We start from the raw sequence: 25,158 nt of genomic DNA on the forward strand, positions 1-25,158 counted from the left end.
TGTCAACGTTCAGGCGCGCAGGGCATCGACCGTGCCGTGTTCGCGCAGCCATTGCGCCCTGCGGCGGAAGAGATCCGGCACCGCCCGGTTGACTTCGTCGATGAGCGCCGGCAAATCGCCCGTGCAGAGGCGGCCATCGTCCACCACGATGCGGCCCGCCACCATCGTCATGGTCACATCGCCTCCTTGCACGGCGTGGACGAGGTTGTGGTGAAGATTGCCATCGGCGCCGCCGAGCAGCGGTGTCATGCGCGGCGTGTCGGTGCGCACGGCGATCAGGTCGGCCTGCTTGCCCGCTTCGATCGAGCCGATCTGCGCATCGAGGCCGAGCGCACGCGCGCCGCCGATCGTCGCTATCCGGCACACCGGCCAGGCACCGAGCGCCGACGCATCGAGCTTCGATAGCTTGGCGAGCAGCGAAGCCGTTTTCATCTCCTCGAACATATCGAGGTTGTTGTTTTCCTTCTCGCCGTCCGTGCCGAGCCCGACGGGAACACCGGCCGCGAGCAACGCTTCGACCGGCGCGGCGCCGCTGGCGAGTTTCATATTGCTGACCGGATTGTGCGCCACGCCGACGCCGCGACGCGCGAGAATATCGATTTCCTCGTCGGAAAGCCACACGCAGTGCGCCAGCAGTACGTGCGGTGCGTCGAGGAGTCCGAATCGTTCCAGTGCCTGGATCGGGCGCACGCCATATCGACGCTGCGTTTCTTCGACATCGAAGCGGCTCTCGTTACTGTGCGTATGAAAGCCGACGCGATAACGCTGGCTGATGTCGATGGCGCGCGTCCACGCGTTCGGCGTCGCATAAAACATGTGTTCGAGTCCGACCCAGACGTTGATGCGTCCGTTTGCGCCGCCGTGCCATTCCTGAATCAAGGCTTCGTTGGCGTCGAGCGTTTCGAAATAGTTGTGCTCGGGATGTTCCGCCACGTAGGGCACGAGCACGGCGCGAATGCCGAGATCGCTCGCGGCCTGGGCGCTGCCGTGCATGAAGCGCCACATGTCCACGATGGTCGTGGTGCCGGACAGCAGGGCTTCGGCGTAGCAAAGCTGCGAGGCGATTCGGGCTTCGTGTGCATTAACGACGCGATGCATCGGATCGATATATTGCTGTAGCCAGTCCCACACGGGCAGACCTTCCGCCGTGCCGCGCAACAGCCCGGAGTGCGCATGCGTATTGATCAGCCCCGGCATCAGCAGCCGATCCTTGAGTCGCTTGACCGGAATCGTCGGGTGTTGAACGAGGAGATCGGCGGCTTTGCCTATTGCCGAAATGCTTCCGTCGTCGCCGATCAGGACGGCGGCGTCGGACACGATCGTGTTGTCGGCGTCCATCGTCAGAAGATGGTCGGCGTGAAGTATCAAGGCGTGCATGAGGGAACCTGTCATGTGGAAAGTACGGCGTTTCAGACGCTGTTTGCGTATTTTCGACAGGCAAAACGCTTGTGTAAAAATGGGATCTATCAGAAAGGGAGATAGGTCCGATGCAATTCTCGCTCGATCAGCTGGAGGTCTTCGTGACGGCGACGCGTGAGCCGTCTTTCTCGGCGACGGCGCGCCGCCTCGGCAAAGCGCAGTCCGCGGTGAGCACCGCGATCGGGGAACTCGAGATCGATTTCGGCGTGACGCTGTTTGACCGTCGCGGCCGTTACCCCGTGCTCACGCCCGAAGGCGAGGCCTTGTTGTCCGAGGCCGAAGCCGTGCTTTCGCGTTGCGATGGGTTGCGTGAGCGCGCGAGTGCGCTCACGAGCAAGCAGGAGGCGCAGATTGCGATTGGCGTCGAAGACGCGTTTCCGCGCGCGGCGCTGGTGCCCGTACTGAAGCGTTTGCCTGAGCGTTTCCCCGCCGTTCAGGTCGACGTTCGCCAGCCTTCCGATGACGATCTCCTCGAAATGGTGCTGAAAGAGCGTGTTTCGCTTGGGCTGGGTTGCGCGCGCGCGCAATATCCTGCGGGGATCGGATTTTGCCGCTTGGGACAGGTGACGTTCGTGAATGTCGCGCATCGCGATCATCCGCTTGCCCGGTATGAGAACGTGCGCTTCGCTCAATTGTCGGATCAGCTTCACCTGTTGCTGGCGGGACAGAACATGCATCTGCTTACCGCCGAGTATTTGAAGTCGCCGAGAACATGGACCGTTCAGAGTCACGCGATGCTCGTCGATCTGTTGAAAGGCGGCGTCGGCTGGACCAGCGTGCCGCGATGGTCCATCGAAACAGAACTGGCTGCTGGAGAACTGGTGGAGTTGAAGCTCGAGGCCTACCCGTTCACCGAATGGACGGTGGGTCTCGATCTGCTCTGGAAGGCGGAGTCCACGCCAGGGACGATCGCGCTGTGGCTGAAGTCGGAATTGATGCGGACAGCGTCGTTCGCCTAGTCGTCAGCGGCGCCCAGGAAAGAAGCCGCCGTTCGATAGCAAAATAAAAAACGCCAACCCGGCTGGGTTGGCGTTTTGCCTGAGTCGCAACGGCGATCAGAACTGGTTCATCGTGTTGTCCTTGCCCGCCGCCTTCAGGGCCGCTTCGCCGCTGAAGTATTCCTTGTGATCGTCGCCGATATCCGAGCCGGACATGTTCTGGTGCTTGACGCACGCGATGCCTTGACGGATTTCCTTACGCTGCACGCCCGCCACATAACCCAGCATGCCCTGGTCGCCGAAGTATTCCTTCGCGAGATTGTCGGTCGACAGTGCGGCGGTGTGGTACGTCGGCAGCGTGATGAGGTGGTGGAAGATCCCGGCTTCGCGCGACGCGTCGGCCTGGAAGGTGCGGATCTTTTCGTCCGCGATCTGGGCCAGTTCGCTCGGGTCGTATTCCACGCTCATCAATTGCGCGCGGTCGTAGGACGAGACGTCCTTGCCCGCTGCCTTCATCGCGTCGTAGGCCTGCTGACGGAAGTTCAGCGTCCAGTTGAACGACGGGCTGTTGTTATACACCAGCTTGGCGTTCGGGACGACTTTGCGAATCTCGCTGACCATGCCGCCGATCTGCGCGATATGCGGCTTTTCGGTTTCGATCCACAGCAGGTCCGCGCCGTTTTGCAGTGCGGTGACGCAATCCAGCACGCAGCGCGCTTCGCCCGTGCCGGCGCGGAACTGGAACAGGTTGCTCGGCAGGCGCTTGGGGCGCAGCAGCTTGCCGTCGCGCTTGATGATGACGTCGCCGTTGCCGAGCGCGTCGGCAGAGAGCTCCTCGCAATCCAGGAACGAGTTGTACTGGTCGCCCAGGTCGCCCGGCGCGTTGGTCACGGCGATCTGCTTGGTCAGGCCCGCGCCCAGCGAGTCGGTACGCGCCACGATGATGCCGTCGTCCACGCCCAGTTCGAGGAAGGCGTAGCGGATCGCGCGGATCTTCGCGAGGAAGTCCTCGTGCGGCACGGTGACCTTGCCGTCCTGGTGGCCGCACTGCTTTTCGTCGGACACCTGGTTTTCGATCTGGATGCAGCACGCGCCCGCTTCGATGAACTGCTTGGCCAGCAGGTAGGTGGCTTCAGCGTTGCCGAAGCCCGCGTCGATGTCGGCGATGATCGGCACGACGTGCGTGACGTGGTTGTCGATCTTTGCCTGGATGGCGGCCTTGGCCGGACCCTGGGCTGCGTCGAGTTCGCGGAACAGACCGCCCAGTTCACGGGCGTCGGCCTGGCGCAGGAAGGTGTACAGCTCGCGGATCAGCGCGCTGACGGAGGTTTTTTCATGCATCGACTGGTCCGGCAGCGGACCGAACTCGGAGCGCAGCGCGGCCACCATCCAGCCCGACAGGTACAGGTAGCGGCGCTCGGTGCTATTGAAGTGCTTCTTGATGGAGATCATCTTCTGCTGGCCGATGAAGCCGTGCCAGCAGCCCAGCGACTGCGTGTATTTCGCCGGGTCGGCATCGTAGGCGGCCATGTCGGCGCGCATGATCTTCGCGGTGTACTTCGCGATGTCCAGGCCCGTCTTGAACTTGTTCTGCGCGCGCATGCGTGCGGCGTATTCGGGATTGATTGCGTTCCAGGCGCTGCCTTGTTGCTCTTTCAATCCGGCGATTGCCTGGATGTCGTCTTGATATTGGGCCATGAGTATCTCCTGAGAGGGAAGCGTGGGTAACCGGGGTAGTCCCGTGGACTGCATGACTAAATGGTAACGCCACGGCGCCAACTCTTATATAAGACATAAGACATAATTAGTTGTTATTATTCAATGAGATACGCTGCATTTTTTGCGATGCAAAACAGGTTTTCAGCGGGCAAAATGACGGCATCGCAAAAAAATGGCGCAAATTCCGCAATGCGAAATGTGCTTTCGGCTGCTGGAGTGGGTGCCTGAGAAGCGCGTGACTGCCAGCGTTGATTTGTGGCAATCACCGCACCAGCGGCAGATCCGCGGGGATGCGGTGCAAAAATCGCGGACCAACTCATCGGCCTTTGCAAAGTGGGCGGCTATCTTGTGTACGCACCCGGCGATGCAGCTGTCGACGTTTAGCGATGCGGCGGGGCGCCTGCCGGAGTTCCGATCTCGGCCCGATCTCTGCCGGGATGGCCAGGGTGAAATCGTTACAATGCGTCGACGAGTTCCCATCGACAGAATCGAATGCGAAATACCCTGACCTCCTTTTTCTGGAGCGGCGACGCCATCCGCAGTCGCGGCGTAAGCGAGATCGTTTTATCCGGAACGCTCGATCTGCCGACGCCTTCGACGGCCGTGCTCGCGGATTGGCAAAGAGAGATAGCGGTGCGGCTCGCTCTGGAACCTGGGGATGTCGAGGTGATGCCTCTGGCGCGCACGCAAATGCGCTGGCCGGATTACAGGCGCTGCGTGCAGGCGATGTCGGAGTGGACCGTCGCCCTGGGACTGCCCGCGGTGCTCGCCGATAGCGACATGGCGCTGATGGGCTGTCGTGGCGCGCGGTATCACCATGATGGCGAACAGTACGGAGGTAACGCTTTCTGCAATCTCTTCCTGAGTGAAGACAAGGGCCTGGACGTGCACTTTCCCTTGACGGGCCAACGCATCCCCCTCAAGCGGGGAACAGCCGTGATTTTCGATCCGGTTCAGCCCCACGGCGTCATTCGGCGCGGCAGCGACAGTTTTTCTGCGGACGACTTCGCCCCGGACCAAGACTTCGTCCAGATTTTCCTGACGTGGGAACTTCCCATCGAGGACGCCGATATTGCAAGCGCGCTGAAGGTCGATTTCGATATTGCTCCCGAGACGTCGCTGCAACTCGATAAAGAGCAACTCTGGTCCAACGGCTCACCCGCCGCCGTGTGCCCGCAATCGGGGCGCTTGCTCCCTGTTGACTAGCATTGGAGTCACGGCCCGGTACCGTGTACAGAAACGCGAGGTAGGTGAAAGCGTTGTGCGCGCGGCGTGTCAGACGATGGCAATTCTCGATGTCATATGGAGTGCCGAGCATCATGAACGAGTAATGATGCCGGGCCGCTGCAGATCGATCAGGAGTAGGTGGCGCGTGGCGGCATCAACGGTCACAAGCGCTCACAAGCGCTCACAAGCGCTCCGGCGTTGAAAGACGTTGACCGATGCGCTATGACGCGAGGCTGGGATCGCCGCTCGCCCATGCAATGCCGGGGCCACGGTCCATCGTCGCGATCTTTTGCATGTCTTCATGGCTGATTGAAAATCCCGCGAGATCGAGGTTCTGGCGCATACGCGCGGCATTGAGCGATTTGGGCAGCACGGCATAGCCGTTCTGAACGCCCCATTTCAGCAGGAACTGCGCTTCGGTCACGCCATAGGCCTGCGCCATTCGCGCCAGCACGCCGGCTTCGGCCTTCATCGTTTCCGTCTTGCCGCTTTCCTGGCCAGGCTGCGTTCGCCATGTCGACATCGGCGCGAGGCTGCTGTAGGCAATCGCCGCGATGCCTTGTTCCTTCATATGGGCGATGAGATCCGGCTTTTGCGACCAGGGATGCAGTTCGATCTGGTTCGCGTCGGGCGCGGGCAGTCCATGCGACTTCAATTCATCGAGATGCCCTTGATTGAAGTTGCTGACACCGATGCTGCGCGCAAGCCCCATTCGCTGGATTTCAACGAGCGCCTGCCACTGTTCGACGCGTGCGCTGCCGCCGTGCGGAGAATGGATCAGATAGAGATCGACATACTCGACGCCCATCCGGTGCAGACTCGCGCGGCATTCCGCGATCGTCTCCTCACCGGATTTGGGTTTTTCGCCCCAGCCCGGATAGCCGGGCCAGAGTTTGGTGGTGAGAAAAATATCCGCGCGCGCGAGCCCGAGTTGCTGAAGACCCGCGCGCACGCCTTGTCCCACTTCCGTTTCGTTGTCGTAGACCGCCGCCGTGTCGATATGACGATAGCCGACGGAGATCGCCGTGCTCACGGCGTCGGCCGTCTGCCCGGGCGCGATGAGATAGGTGCCGAATCCCACTGCGGGAATGGCGGTGTCGTCGTTGAGGGGAAAACGCTCGATCATCAGCATCGAATTGCCTTTCATGGGGATAGGGAATCGAGGGGCTCGCGCGCGGCGAGCTCAGGCGTTCGCCTTGAGCCGCGCGGCCAGTTTGGCCACACGTTCGCCGAGGTGCGCGGCGGTGCGCAGATCGCTCGGAATCGGCGACAGTTCGGGCGCGACATCGTCGGATTGCGCCATGGCGCCGAGCCAGCCGCCCAGACGGTTCATGTCGTCGGCTCCACGGCCAGGCATCATGTCGACGCCCGCCCAGATCATGCCGTGCTGCGCGGCGAACAGCGCCATCGCGATGAGTGAGTTCAGTTTGTCGCCGCTTTGCGCGCCCGAGTTCGTGAACCCGGCGGCGACCTTGTCGCGCCACGCGAGCGGCAGCCACGCCGGGCGTGTGCTGTCCTCCATGAACTTCTTGAGCCGCGAACTGAGCGTGCCGTTATACGTCGGCGAGCCGAAGATGATCGCGTCGCTGGCCGCGAGCGTAGCCCACGGCGTCTCGCCTTCCGCGACCTTGATCAGCAGCGGCTCGGCGCCCGCCACTCGACGAATGCCGTCGGCGACTGCCTCGGCCTGTCTGGCGGTGTGGCCATAACCGCTGTCGTAGACAATTGCAATTTTCATCACTAACCTCTGTGCGTTTCGGTGCATGCATTGTCTTCATTTGAATGGCCGCCAAGAAGTTGCCGGACGGTTGAATGGCCCTAAACTCAAGGTTGATAATCGCGCGGTATCGGCATTTTTCGTGACGGAGGTTAGATGGATTCGTCCCAGCGGGTACGGGCCATAATGTCGTTTGTCCAGGCGGCCGATGCAGGCAGTTTCGCGGCAGCCGGCCGGGTGCTCGGCGTGACGTCGGCGGCAGTGAGCAAGAACGTCGGGGGACTTGAACGTGCGTTGGGCGTCAGGCTGATGAATCGCACGACGCGCGCGCTGCAGTTGACGGAAGAGGGCAGCGCGTTTCTCAAGCAGGCGCGCGTGGCGCTGGAGGCGCTCGATGCGGCGGTCGATACGATTGCGGCGAGGCGCAGCGGTCCGAGTGGCCGGATTCGCATTTCCACCAGTGCCGCGTTTGGGCGCGACCACCTGATGCCGGTGCTGCCGGGTCTGCTGTCCCGCCATCCGGGTTTATCGGTCGACGTCGATTTCGACGACCGTGTAGTCGACTTTGTGCGCGACGGCTACGATATTGCGTTGCGCGGCGGCGCGATTCCCGACTCGAATCTGGTCTCGCGCCCGATCTTCCGCATCAATCTCGCGCTTGTCGCTTCGCCCGCTTACCTCGCACGAGCGGGCATTCCGCAATTGCCCGACGATTTGGCGCGTCACGCGCTGATTGCCCGACGCTTTCTGGGCGGGCGCGTCTCGGCATGGAATTTCCGGGGCGAAGACGGCAGCACGACGACGTTCGATCCCACCGAGTCGGCCGTGTTGACGCTGTCCGCGCCGGAAGCGCTAATTCAGGCCGCGTGCGATGGCGCGGGCATTGCGCAGGTCGGCGTGCATCTGGCGCAGGCGCATTTGCGCTCGGGCGCGCTGGTTGTCGTTTTGAACCCGTGGCATCTGCCGGGCACGTACGAAATGGTGTTGCAGTATCCCCATCGTGCCTTGATCGCGCCGCGTGTGCGGGCCACGATCGACTACCTCACCGAAGCGTTTGCCGCCGATCCCGCGCTGCATATTCCGCTCGCCGCGCTCGACGAGTTCGCACGCTGACGTCATGTGTGCCATCGCGCGGGTTTCAACCTCGGGTTGAAACACCTTCGACCGCCACGCCGGTTTTAACGGCCGTCGCTCGCATCGATAATCTGCCGATATTCACTGCGAGGGCTGTCCATGACTCATGAGAACCATTCCACGCCGCGTGTCGATTTTGCGCAGGTCGCGGCGGTGTCGCCGGCTTTGGCGGAGTACACGCGCAAACACGTTATCGACGATCTGTGGAGCCGGTCAGGTCTTTCGAAGCGGGACCGAAGTCTCGTGACCGTGGCGGCACTCGTCGCGCGAGGCCAGGAGGTCGGCTACGGCCATTACATCGACGGCGCGCTCGATAACGGCGTGACGCCCGGCGAGCTTTCGGAATTGCTGCTGCAACTCGCGTTCTACGCGGGGTGGCCGAATGCGTTGTCCGCCATCCAGGCGGCGCACGAGAGTCTGGTGAAACGCGGAATCGATGCGAGTGGGTTGCCGCAGCGCTGATGGCGCTACGCGATTCGTTCCGGGTGCTTCGCGCCTGCCTGAACGTCGCTGATTGCGAACCCCGACGACGACGACGCGATGATCGTGTCTGCCCTTGCCGCCGATTCGATGCTCACGATCAGCGCATGTTGGACATCCAGTCGCTCGGGTGCGCTTTCCTGAATGAAATCGGCGTTGTGGACCGCTGCGCCCACGTCCGTCGTGAATATCAACTTGTCCCGCGAGGCGCCGTCCGCTAGTCCGAGCCTCTCGACTACAGGCCAACTTTCCTCGATCCAGTTGCGCATGCGCGACTCGGCGCCCTGGCCGGGGTCCGTCGTTGTGACGGCAAAACCCTGAGCCAGGAAGTGGGTCGCCCAACCTGCGCCAATGACGCCCGTGCCGACGACCGCGACGTTGAGGGCTCGCGATGTCATTGCCTAACCCGCCTGGCAATCAGCGTGGATCGTTTCGCGCAACGGCCGCAGTCCAATGATTTCCCGTGCTTCATCCGGCGTGGCCGGCTCATAGCCCATCTCGCGCACCAGGCGAACAAGCCGCTCGACCAGTTGCACATTGGTGGCCAACTGCCCCTGCCGGTAGTAGAGGTTGTCTTCGAGCCCGACGCGCACATGCCCTCCGAGCAACAGCGAGTTCATCGCGGCGGGCAACTGCGCTGCGCCGATAGCGCTGACGTTGAAGACGGTGTTGCGGGGCAGGTGGTCGACCATCGTCTGCAGCAACCGGGGCGTGTAGGGCAACGCGCCCTGGAACGCATTGGCGCCGATCACGATATTGATAAAGTGCGGCGCGTCGTCGAGCCCCTCATTAATGGCTCGCTGAACATCCTGGACGATGTCGGCAAGGCCGAACACCTCCCATTCCGGCTTGATGCCGCGTGCTTTCATCATCTCAGCGATCTGGCGGATTCGCGAGGGCGGCGTCGCCACCAGAATCTCCTTGCCGCCGAAACTCGCAATCACGGTCTGCGCATCGAGCGTGCACATCTCGACGCCATCACCCTGCATGCCCTTCAGCCGTTCTTCCCACTGGATTTCCCACAGGCCGTTGTCGAGTTCGCGAACCATGTCGCCGTTGATGCCGCCACCGGTGGAGTTGTTCAGGATGATGTCGCATTTGTCGCGAATCAGCCGGTTGATACGGCTATAGATTGCCGGATCGCAGGTGGCCTCGTCGTCGGGACGCCGTGCATGCACCGCAACGACACTGGCGCCCGCGTTGTAGCAGCGGTAGGTATCGTCGGCGATCTCCTGCGGCTGCGTCGGCAGGTTCGGGTTCATTTTCTTGCTGGCCATGCCGCCGGTCGGGGCAACGGTTACGATCACTTTAGGCTTGCTCATGATGGTCTACTCCAGAGTCGAAATGGATGCAAAGAACAGGGGTGGCGATGACCGCTCGATCAGGGCGCGTTCGCATCGTCGCCGGGGCCGACCCGGACTGCGCTTTTGGGCAGGCCCAGCAGGATCGTGAGACCGCCGCCGATGACAACTGCGGTCAGCACAAGCAGGCCCATCTGGATGCTGCCGGTCGCCCCTTTGATCCAGCCGATCAGCGTCGGGCTGACGAATCCGCCGAGGATGCCGAGCGAGCTGATGACCGCGATGCCGGCCGCAGCCGCGTCCCGGCCAAGGTAGGTCGGCGGGATCGACCAGAACAGCGAGCCGCCGCCAAAGATGAAGAACGAGGCCACGCACATCAGGACCATCACCGGGACGACCGCAGTGCCGAGGAAAGAGGTCAGGGCGAGGACCGCGACCCCAAGGACCAGCGTGCCGCCGACATGCCAGCGGCGCTCCTTGAATCGATCCGAACTGCGGCTGATGACGAGCACGCCCAGCGCGCCGAAGAGATAGGGCACAGCCGTGTACCAGCCGATCGTCGCGATCGGGGCGATGCCCAGCCCTTTGATCATCGTCGGCAGCCAGAAAGTCAGCGTGTAGACGGCGCAGGCGCAGCAAAAGTAGACGAAAGCCAGCACGTAGGTCTTCGGGTCGACCAGCGCCGCTGTGAGCTTGCCATGATGTCCGGAGCGGGTTTCGCCGCCGTGATCGGCATCGAGGACCGACTGCATGAGCGCCTTCTCCGCATTGTTCAGCCACGGAGCGCTAGCCGGACGGTCCGGAAGCAGGCAATACAGCAGAATCCCCATCAGGACCGTCGGCAGGCCTTCGACGAGGAACAGCCATTGCCAGCCGTGCATGCCGCCCATACCTTCGAGACGGCTCATGATCATCCCCGACAGCGGGCCGCCGAGGACGCCCGTGATCGGCATGCCGAACAGGAACAGACCGGTCACACGGCCGCGGCGCTGGCTCGGATACCAGTACGTCAAATAAAGAATGATGCCGGGGAAGAAGCCCGCTTCGAATAGACCGAGCAACAGCCGGATTCCATAGAATTGCCACGGCGCCGTGACGAATGCGGTGGCGGCGGAGGTGAGACCCCACAGCACCATGATCCGCAGGAAGGTGAGCCGTGCGCCGATTTTCTCGAGCAGCAAATTGCTTGGCACTTCGAACAAAAGATACGTGACGAAGAAGATGCCGGCTCCGAGTCCATAGACCGCGTCGGAGAAAGCCAGGTCCTGCTTCATCTGCAACTGCGCGTAGCCGATGTTGATACGGTCGAGGAATGCGCAGACGTAGGCGATCAAGATGAGCGGCATGATGCGCCAGCTGATCTTTTGAAAGACGGCATCTTCGACCCGTCGGCCTGACGGGCTCTCGACGGGCGCGACTGCGGGGGGCAGCGAATGGGCGCGATTCATTGCGTGTCTCCTGATGGATGACACGCATTATTTCGGGCGAGCACCCGCGCGACTGTCTATGGCGCGACAGTTCGGGACAGCGTAAACACCGATCCGTTCGGGCACATGCGCGCCCAATGCGAAGTTATCCGGCCAAAGCGCTCAGCCCGGGCAAATCGAGCACGACGATGCCACCGTATTCGGTGCGCACGAGGCCTGAGTTCTTGAAGCGCGTCATGGCCTTATTGCATGTCTGACGCGACACGGCGGCGAGGTTGGCGAGTTCTTCCTGGGACAGCGACACATGCGCTGCGCCACTCGGATTGGAGAGCGGCTGCACCATCCCCACCAGCGCTCTGGCGACCAGACTGTCGGTGTCGAGCAGCCCGTGCGCGGCAACGGCGCCCATGAACCAGTGCAAGCGCTCGTTGACCTGAAGTAGCAGAAACTCGTTGAACGAGGGTTGCTGCTCGCGAAGCCAGTTGAAGGTTGCGCGGGGAATTTGCGCGACACGGCTGTCGCGCAAGGCGATGAGATCCGATTCGCGCGGCGCGTTCCGGATCAGCGTGCCCTCGCCGAACCAGCTCCCGACCGACTGCCCGCCTAACGTCACAGTCTGTCCATCGCGAGCGGTGATCGACCACTTGACGAGGCCTTCGAGCACGCCGAACCAGGCGTGTTGCCGCTCGCCGTGGTGCCCTAAAGACTGACCGGCTGCAACGGCGCGCTCCGACGCCTCTGTGCGCACGCGTGCCTTCGCGGCATCGTCCAGGCGAGCAAACCACGGCGACTGCGCAAGCAGTTCGTCGAGCGTCAGAGATAGCGTGACCATCCGCTTTTGCCGGGTCATTGCCATCCCTCCGTGTGGAGTGCAGCGCGGCCGACGCGAAATGTCGCCGCATCGACAGTGTCGCGCGTGCAGCACGCGCACAATGGCTGAACTGGAATCAGGAGCATAGATCCGTGAGTAAAGTGACTATCTATGGTATCGACGTGCAATTCGGCGATTGCGACCCAGCGGGAATCGTCTTTTTTCCGAATTTTTCGCGCTGGATGGACGCCGCTTCGCACGATTATTTTATACAGTGCGGCCTGCCGCCATGGCGTGAGATGCAAGCGCTGCCGAATTGCATCGGCGCGCCGCTCCTGGAGTTTCACACACGCTTTCACACTTCGGCGACCTACGGCGAACGTCTGGCCGTGCATACGCGCGTCGAGGAATGGCGGGGCAAAGTGTTCATCCAAAGCCATCGCATCATGCGCGACGATACGCTGATCTGCGAAGGTAACGCGACTCGCGCCTTGTGTATCAAACAGGACGATGGACGCCTCAAGGCCGTCGGCGTGCCTGAATTCATACGTGCCGCGTGTGACTGAGCGGCGATCATGATCGAGTTGGAAAGGAGGATTGCATGACCACATCGAAAGGCCTGCGCGTGCTCGTCACCGCCGGCGCCGGAGGGATCGGGCGCGCGATCACGGAAGCCTTTGTAGCGGCAGGCGCCAGCGTTCACATCTGCGACATCGACGAAGCCGCACTGCAACAGATCCAGGCGCAATTGCCGGGCGTGACAACGTCGGTGTGCGACATCGCCGATCGGGCGTCGGCTACGCGTATGGTCGCCGATGCCGCGTCGGCCCTCGGCGGTCTGGACGTCCTGATCAATAACGCGGGCATTGCGGGACCGACCGCCAGTGTCGCGGATATGGACCCGGACGCCTGGGAGGCCGTACTGCGTTTGAATCTGACCGGTACGTTCACGGTCACGCAACACGCCATCCCTTATCTGAAGCAATCGCGTGCGGGCGTCATTTTGATCATGTCGTCGCTGGCCGGCCGCTTCGGCTATCCGAATCGCAGCCCGTACGCCACGACAAAGTGGGGCCTCATTGGTTTCACCAAGACCTTGTCGCGTGAGTTGGGTGAATTCGGCATACGCGTCAACGCGATCTTGCCAGGCGCCGTGGAGGGGCCGCGTATTCAGCAGGTGCTCGCTGGCCGGGCATCAGCGAGCGGCCGCACGGTCGCGCAGGAAGAGGCGGCTGCGCTCGCCAATCAGTCGATCAAACATTTCGTGGATCCGGCGGAGATTGGAGCGCTCGCAGTCTTTCTGGCATCCGATGCCGGACGTTCCATTTCTGGGCAAATGATTCCCGTTGATGGAGATTCGCAAAGCGCATCCTGAAGCCGGCTAAACATCCACGAAAATCTGGATGGGCTCTTGTTGGTGATGATCACCCGGCCTGTGGGGCCGACGCATCTGTTTGGGGTTTAGCATTCACCAGCCTTCGCGCGCGGTAGAACCTGCAAGAGACCGCCGCGTCACGACAGTGCACGGGCCCAGACCGTTAGCCGTGCGGGAGTGTGAGCTATTGCATTTTCGCGTCCTCTCGCTTCGCTTTCGCCATTGCCTCCGGCTCCAGTTCTTCCGCAGACCGGTTGAGGTGAACGAACCCTCCCCAGGCCGCAAGAAGCATGGCCGTGGAAACAATCAGTCCCGCTGCGTACCATAGCTGCGATGGGTCCTGATGTAACGCCTTGAACGTTGCGACCAGTCCTTCTATCGCGAGCGCGACGACCACAACAACCAGAAATCGGGACATGAAGCGTCGCACTCGCGTTGGTCCGCTCACGTCAGCCTCGCGAATCACCTCCTCCTCCACAATGGTCTCGGCGATCTGTATTGCGACAACAGCACCGGCCAGCAGTCCCAACGCCTCAATAATGGACTGCGCGCTCGCCTGGTCCCATTCACCCGTGAACGCCGTCCATCCGGTGCGTGCAGCAATCGCAATCAACGTGAGCGCTGCGCACGCGAAGAGAGCCGCCATTAGCGCATGGACGATCGTAAAGCAACGCCAAAGGACATTCATTTTGTCGCTCCTTTGAATACCAAACCGGTTCAATGTGTTCTTGCGGTGCGCTAAACGTCACACAATAGAGCAGCGCCACGCGCTAAGGCGTCGAATGACCGCGTGCGGATCACCTTGCAGGTCACTCATCAACGACGCCTTTGCCTGGCGAGCAGAAAGCGTGCCGATACGGATGTTCAGGCGTGTGCAGGAATCTCGACTTTGTCGTTTTTCGAGCGGCGTTAGGTTCGGCGCTTCACGATCTCCGGTTGGTCGGGATTGGCTCGCGTGCCCACTGCAGCGCCGCGCAGCGATGAACTGCAGAAAGCGGTCGCACCGGTGCGCTGCCTGAAAGGGGCGCCGATGGGAATCATCGCTGTGATGGCACGATGTTCTTTGTACCCTTTATAAGAGGGCAGTCAGGCCGCAAACCTGGGAGTTGTGCGGTATGGAGGCGAGAGGTGTAGGTCGACCCGGAAGGGATCTTCAGTATCTCCGCGAGCAGTCATTCGCGCGCTGAATGGGCGTAAGCGTGTAAAGCACCTCGAAGCTCTCGCATATGAGAGGCATCGAACTTTCAGCCACCCGACCAATTCGGCTGCACTCATCTGTGAAGAAGCGCCAGTGCTCCGTCCGCCAATGCGTTAGTGAAAGATCACCTTCTCCTTCGCTAGCCGCAAATTCAGCACCGACACAATCGAAAGGCACGATATGCACGTCAGTCACTCGTAGAACGAGCGCCGGTCGACCATGCCAGTCAAGCACTATTTCAATGTCTCCGGTATCCGGAATTGACTCGCCGTCGAAGTCCCACGACCACGCCAGACTACAGGTACCCCGTTTTACGCCGGCACGAATGAGTGCGATCAGCGACTCCGAAAGTGCTTCCGAATCCCCAAATCCACCAACTCGAACGCACCCTTTAGGTAGATGTATGTCTTGTTCGGCCAAATCGGCGACTAGCTCCTCGATACTTTTATTCATCTATTTCGGTATCCTTTCGACTGAATTTATCGGTATCGAAATATCGGGTGATGATTGTCGACGATTGATGGGGTGTTGTCGAATGTCTCAAAATGTCCGCCTACGCCCGGATCCAGCTTGCTGAGGCTGTCCGAACCGGACGCTCGCAAGGCCGAACCAGCGTTCGGATACACGGCGCGCTACTTCAGGCCATACCTGACCAGAACAAAGTCGAGTCGCGACGGGATCGGGCAGCAGTTGCTGCACCGCCGGACACGCTGCCCACGGTCTTGCCGTCGTCGTGCAGGACCCTCATCGAGCCGACAGGGCGAGGCGAGGAGCCCCATGTCCTGACGACGGTGGCCAGTACGATGCGATGGCCGTTCGAGCGCCAGTCGCGCGCCGCGCGAAAAACCATGAGATCGATGGCGTCCATGCCGAAAGACCTCCGCCGATAGATACGCGCATGGACACCGCGCCAAAGCCACGGTCGCCGACGTTACGCGGCGGCAGGCCGCGCTCGCCAGTCCGAACGATCATGCGCGCACCTTACTTCGCCGCGCGCGCCGCCGAGACCTGCGCGGCAGTCACGGTGCCTTGCTTCGATCCGAAGTGGCTCAGCACGAAATTGGCGACCGCTGCGATATCCGAATCCGAGTACGCTTCACTGAACCCCGGCATCTGTTGCGTACGCCCGCCGACGGTGAGACTCGTTCCGTGCAGCAACACCTGAACGAGCGCCGCGCCCGACGGATCGTTGACGGCATGGCTTCCGATCAGCGACGCGTAATCGGTCTGTCGTCCGACGCCATTCCATTGGTGACAGCCCGCACAGTCGCCCGCGAAAAGGTGTTCTCCACGCGACATCGCGCCAGTCGTTGCTACCGTGCCCGGAAGGACCGGATTCGATGCGCGCGCCGCTGACGGCTGAAGGTCGACTGTCGAGCGCATGCTGGCTTCACCTTCGGCGGGCGTGATGCTGCGTAAGTACAGGACCAGCGCGTTGATGTCGTCCGGTGTCAGATATTGCAGACTGTGCTCGACAACGTCGGCCATCGGTCCCGATGCCGAACTACGACCGGGCGCATGGCCCAGAGACAGGTATTGCGCGACCTGCTCGTCAGTCCACGATCCAATGCCGTAGCTCTTGTCGGCGGTCGTGTTATAGGCCTTCCAGCCTTCGATTTCCGCGCCCGAGAGATAGTCGCGGGACTTCATCGCAAAGCCGGCATTGCGCGGCGTGTGACATTCGCCGCAATGCCCCAGCGCGGTCGCGAGATAGGCGCCGCGATTCCATTCGACGCTCTTTGACGCGTCGGGCATGAAGCGCTGCTCGTGGAAAAAGGCCAGATTCCAGAACACCATGCCCCAGCGCTGGTTAAATGGAAAGGATAGCGAATTATCGGGCGGAGCCTCGTGGACGGGCGCTAGCGTCATCAGATAGCGTTTGATCGCCAGCACATCGTCGCGGCTCATTTTCGCGTAGGAGGTGTACGGCATCGCCGGGTACAGGCGCCCGTGCGAACCGACGCCTTTGCGCACCGCGTCCACGAAGTCGTCGTCGCTCCAACGCCCGAGGCCGAAGTCGGGATCGGACGTCAGGTTGGTGGAATAGACCGTGCCGAAGGGAAGACGGAACGCGCGGCCGCCCGCATAAGGCGTATGCCCTTGCGCGGTGTGGCAGGCGACGCAATCGGCGGCTTTCGCGAGATATTCGCCGTGCGCGATGGACGCGGCCAGATTCGCCGGCGCGCCGGCCACAGGCGGCTGCGGTTCCGGCCCGACAGGGGTGAGCAGGGCGCGGCCGCCGAAGACGGCGGCGGCCGCGGCGATGACCAATAGGGCCAGGCCAGCAAGGCGGGAGACTTTCACGTTGGATGAACTCGAAGCAGCAAGGGATATCAGGCAGGGCGCAGCGTGTCGCCCAGCGGCAATGACCGGACCGTGGCACCGGTCGCGGCGGCGAGCGCATTGACCACGGCTGGCGCGATCGGCGGTACGCCTGGCTCTCCGATGCCGGTTGGCGCTTCATTCGACGGCACGATATGCACTTCCACAGCTGGCATGCCGCTCATGCGCAGCACCGGGTAATCGTTGAAATTGCCCTGCTTGATGTGCCCGTTTTCGACCGTGATGGCGGCGCGCAGGAACGTGAGGCCGAAGCCGATGCCGCCTTCCACCTGCGCCGCCACGATATCGGGATTGATCACCGTCCCGCAGTCCACCGCGCACACAACGCGATCGACCGTGAACGAGCCGTCCGACGCCACCGTGACTTCCGCGACCTGTGCCACATAGGTGCCAAAGGCGAATTGCAGCGCGATGCCGCGACCGCGCCGCGTACCGCTTGCGCCTGCCGCGAGCGGGCCCGACCAGTTTGCCTTCTGGGCGGCGAGATCGAGCGCGCCGCGATGTCTCGGTTTGTCGGCGAGCAGCGCACGGCGAAATGCATAGGGATCCTTACCGCCTGCGCGTGCGGCTTCATCCATGAGGGTCTCGCCGACAAAAGCGGCATGCGTATGTCCCACCGATCGCATCCATTGCGTCTGGACGGGCAATTTCGCTATGTGCTGCGTGACCTTGAAGTTCTTGATCGCGTAGGGACTGTCTGCCGAGCCCTCGACCAGGACTTCGTCGACGCCATCTGCACCCGGCGGAAAGAAGCTCTGTCCGACGATGTCCTGATTCCACGAGACAAGATCGCCCGCTTTGTCGACCGCGAGGCGCACCCGGTGGACCGTGGCCGGCCGATAGTAGCCGCCGCGCATGTCTTCTTCGCGCATCCAGACCAGCTTCACCGGCGACGTGACGCCTTGCGCACGCGCTGCGCGCGCAATACGCACGGCCTCGCGGACATAATCGCTATGGGGATTCGCGCGACGCCCGAAACTGCCGCCTGCGTAGAGTTGGTTGATCGTCACCTGTTCGGGCTTGAAGCCGAGTTCTTTCGCAGCGGACGCCTGATCCATCGTGTGCCACTGTTCGCCATTCCAGATCTCGCAGCGGTCCGCATGGAGATGAACGAGGCAGTTCATCGGTTCCATGGCCGCATGCGCGAGATACGGCTGCTCGATGATCGCGTCGATGAATTTGCCGCCCGACGGCGCTTCGCTCAAGACCTTGCCCCGGTTCGCAGCCGATACGCCGGGTTGATCGGTGAGCGCGCGGTATTGTGCGTAGATCGCGTGCGTATCCATGGCGAAGGCATGGCTGTTGTCCCACGTGATCTTGAGGGCGTCGCGACCCTGTCGAGCGACCCAGGTGTTGCGCGCGAGCACGGCGACGCCGCCCTGGACTTCCGCATCGCCGGCAACGGTGACCACGGCGACGACGCCCGCGATTGCCCTGGCGGCGCTCGCATCGACATGAGCGACCTTTGCGCCGATGCGAGGCGGATGCGCGATGACTGCCACCAGCATGTCGGGGAGCTTGATGTCCTGCGTATAGATGGCCGAGCCATCCACCTTCGAAGGAATATCGACACGCTGCGTTTTCGCGCGCCCGATTAGCTGAAACGCTTGCGGATGCTTGACGGTGACGTTCGTCGGCACGGGCTCGCGCGCGGCATCGGCGACGAACATGCCGTAGCCGCCACGGCGGCCTGAAGCGGCATGGATAATCACGCCCGCCTCGACGTGCAGCGACGAGGGCGCGACTTTCCATTGCTTCGCCGCTGCGGCGACCAGCATCATTCGCGCCGCGGCAGCGGCCTGACGCATTTGCTTCCACGCGCCGGCCATGGCGGTGCTGCCGCCCGTGCCCTGCACCGTCCAGCCCATCTGCGCGAACATGGGGTTCGCGTAACGCTTCACGTCGGCGGGGGCCGCGACGACCTTGACCGCGGCAAGCGGCACGTCGAGTTCCTCGGCGGCGAGCGTTGCGAGACCGGTGAACGTGCCTTGCCCCATCTCCAGATAGGACGAGACCACCGTCACCGTGCCATCCGCTTCCACGCGAATGAACGCGTTGGGCTCGAACGTCAGCCTGGCCGGGTCCAGCGACGCGGCGAGCGCGATGCCGCCAGGGAAACCGATGGCGCCGACGGCGCCGACGGCGAGCGTGAGCGCCGCAGCGCTGCCCAGGAACTGGCGCCGGCTGAGCAGGAGGGCTTCGCTGCGCTGACCCGACGCGCGCGAAGCCATGGGATGAGGGAGCGGCTTACGCATGTTTGAGGGTCTCCGCTGCGACGTGGATGGCCTCGCGAATCCGGTTATACGTCGCGCAGCGGCAGATGTTGCCGCTCATCGCCGCGTCGATATCGGCGTCGGTCGGGTTCGCTTTCGTGCTGAGCAGGGCGACGGCCGACATCACCTGGCCGGACTGGCAGTATCCGCACTGCGGCACCTGTCCGTCGACCCAGGCGGTTTGCACGGCGGCGCCGATCTTCTGATCGTGCATCGCTTCGATCGTCGTGACGCGACGGCCCTGAAGGGAACCGATGGGCGTCACGCAGGCGCGCGCGGGCTGTCCGTCGAGATGCACGGTGCACGCGCCGCATAGCGCCATGCCGCAACCGAACTTCGTTCCCGTCAGGCCGAGTTCGTCCCGCAGATACCAGAGCAACGGCATTTCTGCATCACCGGAGAATGCATGCGATTCTCCGTTCACGATAATGTTCATCTATCTAGACCTCTTTAAAGATGCGAATGCGGGCCGTCGGATAACCGGCGGAGCGGCGAAGAGTGAAGGGCGGATGCCTGTGCAGGCGCGGTATTTTGCTAACGCCAGCAGACTTGAGCCGGGCTTTGGGTTGACTGCGGTTGTTGCGCGCGCGGGCGGCCATGATGGCACCGGATACGCATTCGCTGGACTTTATAAGGCGCGAAGCGAAGTGTCATGCCTAAAAGTATTAGTTTTATGCTCAAAGATCGGAATCTTTTCTCATCGTGTTGAGGCGTCGAACCGCTCACGCCGATGCACGCAAGCGAGTGGTGCAATCCGCGAATTGATGGCGAGAGAAAAGAACGTTCAACTCGCTCGGCGCAGCGGTGGCGTCTCGAGGGATTCGCCCTTTACGAGCGTCAGCGCGCTCGCTGCACTAGCGAGCCCCATCAACGCGATCACGCAGCCCATGGGCCACGGCGTGCCGTCGGCCAGCACGCCCACGAGCGCGGAGCCTGCGATGCCGGTGCCGTACTGGATCGCGCCAATCAGTGCTGATACGGCGCCCGCGCGCTCGGGCGCGCAACCCAGTGCGCCGGCGATGGAGTTCGCGACGATGAAGCCGGTCGCCGAGACGAAGAGAAAGAGCGGCAAGAACAGGCCCATGAGGCCGCCCCAATCCGTGCGAGCATCGAATGCGAGCAGCAGTCCGGCGATGGCGGCACCCACCGTTCCACTCCGCATCAGACGATCGCTGCCGAAGAGTGCGACGAAGCGCGCGTTGAGCAGATTCGTGAGCATGATGCCCACAATGCCCGCGGCGAACAGCACGCCATACCACTGCGGCGACAGATGATGGTAAGTGATGTACGCGAATGGCGTGCCGGCGATATACGCATACAGGGCGCCGTAGAAAAATCCGCCGGCGCCCGCATAGCCGAGCATCCGTCGGATACGCAGCAAGCGGCCATAGTTGCCCAGCGCGCGGGCGAGTGGCTCGTGATTGCGCCGCGCAAGCGGCAGCGTTTCAGGCAGTGCAGCGAGCGCCACGAGCGTGGCGAGCCCCACGCCCACCAGGGTCCAGAAGATGGCGCGCCACGACGCGAAGTGGAGGATCATGCCGCCCACGCTGGGGCCGATCAGCGGCGCTACGGCCATGACCGTCATGAGCGTCGACATCATCTGCGCGGCGCGATGTCCGGTGTAGAGATCGCGGACCATTGCGCGTGCGAGCACCACACTCGCGCAGGCGCCGATTGCCTGCACGATGCGCCAGCCGATCATGGCGGCAGGGGTCTGCGAAATCGCGCAGCCAGCGGAGCCAATGACGAACAACACAAGACCGATGGCGACGGGCGCGCGTCGGCCGTAGCGGTCAGCAATCGGGCCCCACAACAGCTGTCCGAGGCTGAAGCCCACCAGATAGCCCGAGATGGTGTACTCCATCATGCCGGCACTGGCATGGAGCGCCAGGCTCATCGCGGGCAAGGCGGGCAGGTAAAGGTCCGTCGAAATAGACGCAAAAGCCATCAGCATGCTCAGGATGGCAAGTATGCGAACGTTGTGGCCGCGCGCCACATCGAACGTGGCGCGGGGCGGTGTGGAATCAGGCATGAGAGGACGTTCAGGTGTCGCTCACGCCGAGGCTGCAATGGTCGTGCAGGCCGGGCGTGGCGACGAGTTTGACGATGAGATTCGACAGGCTGTCGAGCGCAATGTCGTGCCCGACGAACGGTTCGCCCTTTTGCGTGAGCGTGCGCACACGCGATCGATCCAGACGATCGAGGCGCGCGGCATGCCGCAGATAAAGCGTTATTTCGACGTCGGGCGCTGCCAGCATGAACGGGAGCGTATGGCGGGCGAGTTGCCCATTTGCGCCGGGCACCCGTCGCCTGGTCATTGCGATTGCTTTCCATTGCGGGCGGGCTAAACCAGATGAATCGAGCGTCAGTTTATGGTTGCCGACTTTATTCAACAATGGGTCTGCGGTTGCATGACGATGTGAGAAAAATTCATGAATGCCCCGAGCCGGATTATCTGAACTCAGCGCTTGTGTGACGATTGCCGGTCACCGCAGCTTCAGTGCAGCCGCGCGCGTGCAGGGACTGTCTCCGTCTGCGCTGCTTCATACCATGGGCGCGTGAGCGGTCGCTGCGATCAACGTCGCCTCGCTGTTCAGCGCCTGGACGTCGTCAGCCTTCGATATGCCAGAACGCATCGAAGCGCCATTCCGCTAACCCAACGTCCCAGACCTGTGAGCCCAAGGTCTCATTGACCCGCCCGAAGTTCAGCTGTCTTATTGCTTGGGGAGGGTTCGCACCCGGAATCTGGTCTGCGCAATCGGGAACTGCACGCTCCGGCTGATTCACGATGTTTGTTTTCGTTTTGCTGATGTTCCTTTTGACGCCCAAACCATCCGGGCAGCGAACCACGCAAGCAACGGACGGTTCTGCGACCGCCAGGAAAGTCTCCTGGTCCGCGCCAACAAACCGCCGGAAGGAGTGGCCATGAACAATTGGAAAGCCCGAGGGATGAGAGCCTTATTCTTATGGCTGGTTTTGCTGGCGACAATTTCGGCGTGTGCCGATCACGGCGCGACGGCGGTCCCGCCATCTGGCTCCGCGCCATTGAGCACCGCGCCAGCAGCGTCCCCGTCATCGGCGCCCGCTGCATCGGCTGCCGAGTCATTGGGCCCCGCGCCATTCAAGCCGGAGGAACTCGATGCGCTCGTCGCGCCAATTGCGCTCTACCCGGACTCCTTGCTGGCGCAGGTATTGATGGCGTCGACCTATCCGCTGGAGATCGTGCACGCCGCGCGTTGGGTGAAAGCGAATCCGAATGTGAAGGGCGACGATGCCGTGAAGGCGGTCCAGAACGAGCCGTGGGATACGAGTGTGAAATCGATGGTGGCGTTCCCGCAGATTCTTGAGCCGATGAACGACAAGATCGACTGGACCCAGAAACTCGGCGACGCCTTTCTTGCGCAGCAAAAAGACGTCTTCGATGCCGTGCAGCGCTTGCGGGCGCGGGCGCAACAGTCGGGCAACCTCAAGTCGAACGAGCAGCAAAACGTGATCGTCGAGCAGGCGCCCGCTGGCGGCGGGCAGACCATCGTGAAGATCGAGCCCGCCAATCCGCAGGTGATCTATGTGCCCGCCTACGATCCGACCGTCGTGTACGGAGGGTGGGGTTATCCGGCCTATCCGCCGTACTACTGGCCACCGTACCCGGCCTACTATCCCGGCTACTACCCCGGCGCGGGCCTCGCCTTCGGCATCGGCCTTGTTGCTGCCGGTGCGATCTTCGCGGACTGCAACTCGTGTTGGGGCGGAGACGATATCAACATCAACTCCGACCGGGCGCGGAACGTCGACCGCAACTTCGACAGTTCGAAACTCAAGAACGGCGAGCGGGGCGGCCGCTGGCAACACGATGCGAGCCATCGTCAGGGCGTTGCCTACCGCGATAACGCCACGCGCGACAAGTTCGCCGGGTCGCCCGGAGCCGACCGGCGCTCCCAGTATCGCGGACGCGGTGCTGAAGCGGGCAACCGCATGGCCGGAGGCGACCGGACAGGAGCGGGCAATCGCGGCGCGGCGGCGGACCGCTCAGCGGGTGCAAACCGGGGCGGCGTGGCCGATCGCAGTGCCCCGGGCAATCGCGCCGGTTCCGGCGGTGGAATTGGCGGCGGGAGCGATGGCGCGTTTTCGGGCGTCGGCGGCAGCGGCGGCGCTTCGCAGCGCAACTTCGACAGAGGCAGCCGGAGCACGCAGGGCTCGGGCTTCAACCGACCATCGGGCGGTATGCGCGGCGGCGGACGCGGTGGCAGACGCTAGGGAGCGAACCATGAACGGTCATCCACGCGGTATGCGCAAGTTCCTGAAGCTGACGTTCGCGAGCCTCGCGGCGGGCGTTGTGCTGTCCATCGCGGCGCCGCCGTCGGCGCGCGCCCAGCAGAACTTCAGTTCGCCGGAGGCAGCGATGAATGCCTTTGGCGACGCGGTCGTCAAGGACCGGGAGGACGCGTTGCGCAAGATCTTCGGCAGTGACTTTCGGGAGTTGATCCCGCCCATCGGCGCGCCCGTGCGGGACACCTTTATCGCCGAGTGGGCCAAGTCCCACACCATCCAGCAGGCGGAGAACGGACGCGCCAATATCGTCGTGGGCGACAACGGCTGGACGTTCCCGGTTCCGCTCGTCAAGAACGATCGGGGATGGCATTTCGATACGCGGACCGGCGCGCAGGATATGCGCTTGCGGCGCATCGGCCGCGACGAGCTGGCCGTCATCCAGACGATGCTCGCGGTCTTCGATGCGCAGCGCGAATACGCTCAGACCAATCACGACGGCGTGGGGGTGTTCGCCTACGCGTCGAAGATGGTGAGCTCGCCTGGCAAGCACGACGGCCTGTACTGGCCGACTGGAGCCGATGACACCCCCAGTCCACTCGGCGCAGCCTTCATCGATGCGAGTTCGCGCAACGCGCAAAACGCGGGCTATTACGGCTACCACTTCAAGCTGCTCGAATCGCAGGGCCCCAACGCGCCCGGCGGCGCGTATGACTACGTCGTGAACGGCAAGCTGTTTGGCGGCTTCGCTGTGATCGCCTGGCCGGTGAAGTACGGCGAAACGGGCATCAAGACGTTCATGGTGAGCCATTCCGGTCAGGTTTATGAGCGCGACCTCGGGCCCGAGAGTGCAACGAAGGCGCGGGCCATGAAATCGTTCGATCCGGGGCCGGGGTGGAGCAAGGTTCCCGATCGCGATAGCAATAGCGAATGAGGCGTTCCACGGCGCGCAGATGGTCGGCACGGAGAACATGCCAGAAAGCACCTGGCATTGCTGATGATCGGTGGCCGGGTGCCGCGCGCGACGCATTTTCGTTGCCTATTCAGGCGCACACGCTACGCTTCGCGCATCGTCCGAGGAGAACCATGATGAGCTTATTGCGCGATGGCCGTGGATTGCGCGCTTTGTATGGTGCCGGGTATGGCGCCGTCGCGAGACGGATCATGCTTGCAGGCGTGTGCGTAGGTCTGCTTCCTCTGGCGGGGTGTCCCTACTACTACGCGCCGCCGCCAGGCACCGTGGTCATGCAGCCCGCCAGTTTCGACCGGTCCTTTGCCGCGGCCGCAGGCGCGATGCGCGACGAAGGCCTGACGATGACCGTTCAGGACCCCGGCACCGGCGCGATAGCCGGCACCATCGACGGCAGCACTGTCACTGCGAACGTGCGTCAGCAAGGCGATGGCAGCGTGATCGTGCAGTTCAATTCCGCCGATGCACGAGATCCATCGCTGCTCGGGCGGATTTCGCGCAGCTACGACCGGCGCATGGGGCGCTAGGCGTTTTTCGAACACGCCTCATTGAACCGATGC

27 protein-coding genes and 1 pseudogene are annotated in these 25,158 nt (G+C 62.7%); 11 read left to right on the top strand and 17 right to left on the bottom strand.

Features of this window, described 5'->3' with window-relative positions; translation table 11 throughout:
* Positions 1-9: 9 nt before the first annotated feature.
* Positions 10-1,197: an amidohydrolase gene (locus U4Y88_RS24290; RefSeq protein WP_321786970.1), complete on the bottom strand. Its 1,188-nt coding sequence runs from the start codon at positions 1,195-1,197 to the stop codon at positions 10-12.
* On the opposite strand from U4Y88_RS24290, the gene U4Y88_RS24295 reads away from it, so the two are divergent.
* Together U4Y88_RS24295 and U4Y88_RS24300 are read left to right on the top strand one after the other, a co-directional pair.
* Complete coding sequence (locus U4Y88_RS24295; protein ID WP_321786972.1) at positions 1,174-1,482, top strand: hypothetical protein; 309 nt, start codon at positions 1,174-1,176, stop codon at positions 1,480-1,482. The two genes, U4Y88_RS24290 and U4Y88_RS24295, sit on opposite strands and share 24 nt — an antisense overlap.
* Positions 1,483-1,487: 5 nt before the next feature.
* Complete coding sequence (locus tag U4Y88_RS24300; RefSeq protein WP_321786974.1) at positions 1,488-2,378, top strand: LysR family transcriptional regulator; 891 nt, start codon at positions 1,488-1,490, stop codon at positions 2,376-2,378.
* A 96-nt stretch (positions 2,379-2,474) separates the two neighbouring features.
* Here U4Y88_RS24300 and U4Y88_RS24305 read toward each other — a convergent pair whose 3' ends face one another.
* Positions 2,475-4,055, bottom strand: a complete 1,581-nt coding sequence (locus U4Y88_RS24305; protein ID WP_224009288.1) for an isocitrate lyase — start codon at positions 4,053-4,055, stop codon at positions 2,475-2,477.
* A 116-nt stretch (positions 4,056-4,171) separates the two neighbouring features.
* The gene (locus U4Y88_RS24310) at positions 4,172-4,396 is read right to left on the bottom strand and encodes a hypothetical protein (protein WP_321786977.1); all 225 of its coding nucleotides are present in this window, start codon (positions 4,394-4,396) and stop codon (positions 4,172-4,174) included.
* 172 nt (positions 4,397-4,568) lie between these two features.
* Between U4Y88_RS24310 and U4Y88_RS24315 the strand changes: the two genes are divergently transcribed.
* Positions 4,569-5,282, top strand: a complete 714-nt coding sequence (locus tag U4Y88_RS24315) for a hypothetical protein (protein ID WP_321786979.1) — start codon at positions 4,569-4,571, stop codon at positions 5,280-5,282.
* A gap of 241 nt (positions 5,283-5,523) precedes the next feature.
* On the opposite strand, the gene U4Y88_RS24320 is transcribed toward U4Y88_RS24315, so the two are convergent.
* On the bottom strand, positions 5,524-6,450 hold the full coding sequence (locus U4Y88_RS24320) for an aldo/keto reductase (RefSeq protein WP_321786981.1): 927 nt from the start codon (positions 6,448-6,450) through the stop codon (positions 5,524-5,526).
* A gap of 36 nt (positions 6,451-6,486) precedes the next feature.
* The gene (locus tag U4Y88_RS24325; RefSeq protein WP_310631402.1) at positions 6,487-7,041 is read right to left on the bottom strand and encodes a flavodoxin family protein; all 555 of its coding nucleotides are present in this window, start codon (positions 7,039-7,041) and stop codon (positions 6,487-6,489) included.
* Between the two features lie 135 nt (positions 7,042-7,176).
* Between U4Y88_RS24325 and U4Y88_RS24330 the strand changes: the two genes are divergently transcribed.
* Positions 7,177-8,133, top strand: a complete 957-nt coding sequence (locus U4Y88_RS24330; protein WP_321786983.1) for a LysR family transcriptional regulator — start codon at positions 7,177-7,179, stop codon at positions 8,131-8,133.
* Between the two features lie 120 nt (positions 8,134-8,253).
* Positions 8,254-8,616 carry a carboxymuconolactone decarboxylase family protein gene (locus U4Y88_RS24335; RefSeq protein ID WP_321786985.1) on the top strand — a complete coding sequence of 121 codons (363 nt, stop codon included), beginning with the start codon at positions 8,254-8,256 and terminating at the stop codon, positions 8,614-8,616.
* 5 nt (positions 8,617-8,621) lie between these two features.
* On the opposite strand, the gene U4Y88_RS24340 is transcribed toward U4Y88_RS24335, so the two are convergent.
* From U4Y88_RS24340 to U4Y88_RS24355, 4 genes are all read right to left on the bottom strand, one after another.
* Positions 8,622-9,032, bottom strand: a complete 411-nt coding sequence (locus U4Y88_RS24340; protein ID WP_321786987.1) for a 3-hydroxyacyl-CoA dehydrogenase NAD-binding domain-containing protein — start codon at positions 9,030-9,032, stop codon at positions 8,622-8,624.
* Positions 9,033-9,035: 3 nt separating this feature from the next.
* The gene (locus U4Y88_RS24345) at positions 9,036-9,956 is read right to left on the bottom strand and encodes a 3-keto-5-aminohexanoate cleavage protein (RefSeq protein WP_321786989.1); all 921 of its coding nucleotides are present in this window, start codon (positions 9,954-9,956) and stop codon (positions 9,036-9,038) included.
* Between the two features lie 59 nt (positions 9,957-10,015).
* The gene (locus U4Y88_RS24350; RefSeq protein ID WP_321786991.1) at positions 10,016-11,383 is read right to left on the bottom strand and encodes an MFS transporter; all 1,368 of its coding nucleotides are present in this window, start codon (positions 11,381-11,383) and stop codon (positions 10,016-10,018) included.
* A 124-nt stretch (positions 11,384-11,507) separates the two neighbouring features.
* Positions 11,508-12,212: a Crp/Fnr family transcriptional regulator gene (locus U4Y88_RS24355; RefSeq protein WP_321786994.1), complete on the bottom strand. Its 705-nt coding sequence runs from the start codon at positions 12,210-12,212 to the stop codon at positions 11,508-11,510.
* 113 nt (positions 12,213-12,325) lie between these two features.
* On the opposite strand from U4Y88_RS24355, the gene U4Y88_RS24360 reads away from it, so the two are divergent.
* Together U4Y88_RS24360 and U4Y88_RS24365 are read left to right on the top strand one after the other, a co-directional pair.
* The gene (locus tag U4Y88_RS24360) at positions 12,326-12,739 is read left to right on the top strand and encodes an acyl-CoA thioesterase (RefSeq protein ID WP_224011115.1); all 414 of its coding nucleotides are present in this window, start codon (positions 12,326-12,328) and stop codon (positions 12,737-12,739) included.
* A gap of 35 nt (positions 12,740-12,774) precedes the next feature.
* Positions 12,775-13,548: an SDR family oxidoreductase gene (locus U4Y88_RS24365; RefSeq protein WP_321786996.1), complete on the top strand. Its 774-nt coding sequence runs from the start codon at positions 12,775-12,777 to the stop codon at positions 13,546-13,548.
* A gap of 184 nt (positions 13,549-13,732) precedes the next feature.
* On the opposite strand, the gene U4Y88_RS24370 is transcribed toward U4Y88_RS24365, so the two are convergent.
* From U4Y88_RS24370 to U4Y88_RS24405, 8 genes are all read right to left on the bottom strand, one after another.
* The gene (locus U4Y88_RS24370; RefSeq protein ID WP_224011112.1) at positions 13,733-14,236 is read right to left on the bottom strand and encodes a hypothetical protein; all 504 of its coding nucleotides are present in this window, start codon (positions 14,234-14,236) and stop codon (positions 13,733-13,735) included.
* Between the two features lie 465 nt (positions 14,237-14,701).
* A complete protein-coding gene (locus U4Y88_RS24375) occupies positions 14,702-15,199 on the bottom strand; it encodes an ASCH domain-containing protein (protein ID WP_310631393.1) in 498 nt (165 codons plus the stop codon).
* Positions 15,200-15,383: 184 nt separating this feature from the next.
* Positions 15,384-15,614 carry an XdhC family protein gene (locus U4Y88_RS24380; protein WP_321786998.1) on the bottom strand — a complete coding sequence of 77 codons (231 nt, stop codon included), beginning with the start codon at positions 15,612-15,614 and terminating at the stop codon, positions 15,384-15,386.
* Positions 15,615-15,727: 113 nt separating this feature from the next.
* Positions 15,728-17,050, bottom strand: coding sequence for a cytochrome c (locus U4Y88_RS24385; RefSeq protein ID WP_321787000.1), 1,323 nt, complete (start codon positions 17,048-17,050; stop codon positions 15,728-15,730).
* Positions 17,051-17,079: 29 nt separating this feature from the next.
* Positions 17,080-19,320 carry a molybdopterin cofactor-binding domain-containing protein gene (locus tag U4Y88_RS24390; protein WP_415774494.1) on the bottom strand — a complete coding sequence of 747 codons (2,241 nt, stop codon included), beginning with the start codon at positions 19,318-19,320 and terminating at the stop codon, positions 17,080-17,082.
* Positions 19,321-19,336: 16 nt separating this feature from the next.
* A complete protein-coding gene (locus U4Y88_RS24395) occupies positions 19,337-19,798 on the bottom strand; it encodes a (2Fe-2S)-binding protein (protein ID WP_224011202.1) in 462 nt (153 codons plus the stop codon).
* Positions 19,799-20,146: 348 nt separating this feature from the next.
* Complete coding sequence (locus U4Y88_RS24400; protein WP_321787005.1) at positions 20,147-21,394, bottom strand: multidrug effflux MFS transporter; 1,248 nt, start codon at positions 21,392-21,394, stop codon at positions 20,147-20,149.
* A 10-nt stretch (positions 21,395-21,404) separates the two neighbouring features.
* The gene (locus tag U4Y88_RS24405) at positions 21,405-21,755 is read right to left on the bottom strand and encodes a hypothetical protein (protein WP_321787007.1); all 351 of its coding nucleotides are present in this window, start codon (positions 21,753-21,755) and stop codon (positions 21,405-21,407) included.
* 43 nt (positions 21,756-21,798) lie between these two features.
* Here U4Y88_RS24405 and U4Y88_RS24410 point away from each other — a divergent pair.
* The 4 genes and pseudogenes from U4Y88_RS24410 to U4Y88_RS24425 all read left to right on the top strand — a co-directional run.
* Positions 21,799-21,915 (top strand): annotated as a pseudogene (locus U4Y88_RS24410) (helix-turn-helix domain-containing protein); the annotation flags it as partial.
* A gap of 372 nt (positions 21,916-22,287) precedes the next feature.
* The gene (locus U4Y88_RS24415) at positions 22,288-23,616 is read left to right on the top strand and encodes a DUF3300 domain-containing protein (RefSeq protein WP_321787009.1); all 1,329 of its coding nucleotides are present in this window, start codon (positions 22,288-22,290) and stop codon (positions 23,614-23,616) included.
* 10 nt (positions 23,617-23,626) lie between these two features.
* Positions 23,627-24,562, top strand: coding sequence for a DUF2950 domain-containing protein (locus U4Y88_RS24420; protein WP_321787012.1), 936 nt, complete (start codon positions 23,627-23,629; stop codon positions 24,560-24,562).
* A 230-nt stretch (positions 24,563-24,792) separates the two neighbouring features.
* Positions 24,793-25,125: a hypothetical protein gene (locus U4Y88_RS24425; RefSeq protein WP_321787086.1), complete on the top strand. Its 333-nt coding sequence runs from the start codon at positions 24,793-24,795 to the stop codon at positions 25,123-25,125.
* The last annotated feature ends 33 nt before the right edge of the window (positions 25,126-25,158 follow it).

Source organism: Paraburkholderia sp. J94 (assembly GCF_905220285.1).
GTDB lineage: Bacteria > Pseudomonadota > Gammaproteobacteria > Burkholderiales > Burkholderiaceae > Paraburkholderia > Paraburkholderia tropica_A.

Bases quoted from the DNA above. Each gene is read 5' to 3' on its own strand.
- U4Y88_RS24290 (WP_321786970.1), bottom strand. From the start codon at position 1,197: ATGCCGGGGCTGATCAATACGCATGCGCACTCCGGGCTGTTGCGCGGC.
- U4Y88_RS24340 (WP_321786987.1), bottom strand. From the start codon at position 9,032: ATGACATCGCGAGCCCTCAACGTCGCGGTCGTCGGCACGGGCGTCATT.
- U4Y88_RS24375 (WP_310631393.1), bottom strand. From the start codon at position 15,199: ATGAATAAAAGTATCGAGGAGCTAGTCGCCGATTTGGCCGAACAAGAC.
- U4Y88_RS24415 (WP_321787009.1), top strand. From the start codon at position 22,288: ATGAACAATTGGAAAGCCCGAGGGATGAGAGCCTTATTCTTATGGCTG.
- U4Y88_RS24305 (WP_224009288.1), bottom strand. From the start codon at position 4,055: ATGGCCCAATATCAAGACGACATCCAGGCAATCGCCGGATTGAAAGAG.
- U4Y88_RS24345 (WP_321786989.1), bottom strand. From the start codon at position 9,956: ATGAGCAAGCCTAAAGTGATCGTAACCGTTGCCCCGACCGGCGGCATG.
- U4Y88_RS24300 (WP_321786974.1), top strand. From the start codon at position 1,488: ATGCAATTCTCGCTCGATCAGCTGGAGGTCTTCGTGACGGCGACGCGT.
- U4Y88_RS24365 (WP_321786996.1), top strand. From the start codon at position 12,775: ATGACCACATCGAAAGGCCTGCGCGTGCTCGTCACCGCCGGCGCCGGA.
- U4Y88_RS24400 (WP_321787005.1), bottom strand. From the start codon at position 21,394: ATGCCTGATTCCACACCGCCCCGCGCCACGTTCGATGTGGCGCGCGGC.
- U4Y88_RS24370 (WP_224011112.1), bottom strand. From the start codon at position 14,236: ATGAATGTCCTTTGGCGTTGCTTTACGATCGTCCATGCGCTAATGGCG.
- U4Y88_RS24295 (WP_321786972.1), top strand. From the start codon at position 1,174: ATGCGTATTGATCAGCCCCGGCATCAGCAGCCGATCCTTGAGTCGCTT.
- U4Y88_RS24330 (WP_321786983.1), top strand. From the start codon at position 7,177: ATGGATTCGTCCCAGCGGGTACGGGCCATAATGTCGTTTGTCCAGGCG.
- U4Y88_RS24425 (WP_321787086.1), top strand. From the start codon at position 24,793: ATGCTTGCAGGCGTGTGCGTAGGTCTGCTTCCTCTGGCGGGGTGTCCC.
- U4Y88_RS24395 (WP_224011202.1), bottom strand. From the start codon at position 19,798: ATGAACATTATCGTGAACGGAGAATCGCATGCATTCTCCGGTGATGCA.
- U4Y88_RS24355 (WP_321786994.1), bottom strand. From the start codon at position 12,212: ATGACCCGGCAAAAGCGGATGGTCACGCTATCTCTGACGCTCGACGAA.
- U4Y88_RS24335 (WP_321786985.1), top strand. From the start codon at position 8,254: ATGACTCATGAGAACCATTCCACGCCGCGTGTCGATTTTGCGCAGGTC.
- U4Y88_RS24350 (WP_321786991.1), bottom strand. From the start codon at position 11,383: ATGAATCGCGCCCATTCGCTGCCCCCCGCAGTCGCGCCCGTCGAGAGC.
- U4Y88_RS24420 (WP_321787012.1), top strand. From the start codon at position 23,627: ATGAACGGTCATCCACGCGGTATGCGCAAGTTCCTGAAGCTGACGTTC.
- U4Y88_RS24380 (WP_321786998.1), bottom strand. From the start codon at position 15,614: ATGGACGCCATCGATCTCATGGTTTTTCGCGCGGCGCGCGACTGGCGC.
- U4Y88_RS24320 (WP_321786981.1), bottom strand. From the start codon at position 6,450: ATGAAAGGCAATTCGATGCTGATGATCGAGCGTTTTCCCCTCAACGAC.
- U4Y88_RS24325 (WP_310631402.1), bottom strand. From the start codon at position 7,041: ATGAAAATTGCAATTGTCTACGACAGCGGTTATGGCCACACCGCCAGA.
- U4Y88_RS24315 (WP_321786979.1), top strand. From the start codon at position 4,569: ATGCGAAATACCCTGACCTCCTTTTTCTGGAGCGGCGACGCCATCCGC.
- U4Y88_RS24390 (WP_415774494.1), bottom strand. From the start codon at position 19,320: ATGGCTTCGCGCGCGTCGGGTCAGCGCAGCGAAGCCCTCCTGCTCAGC.
- U4Y88_RS24310 (WP_321786977.1), bottom strand. From the start codon at position 4,396: ATGAGTTGGTCCGCGATTTTTGCACCGCATCCCCGCGGATCTGCCGCT.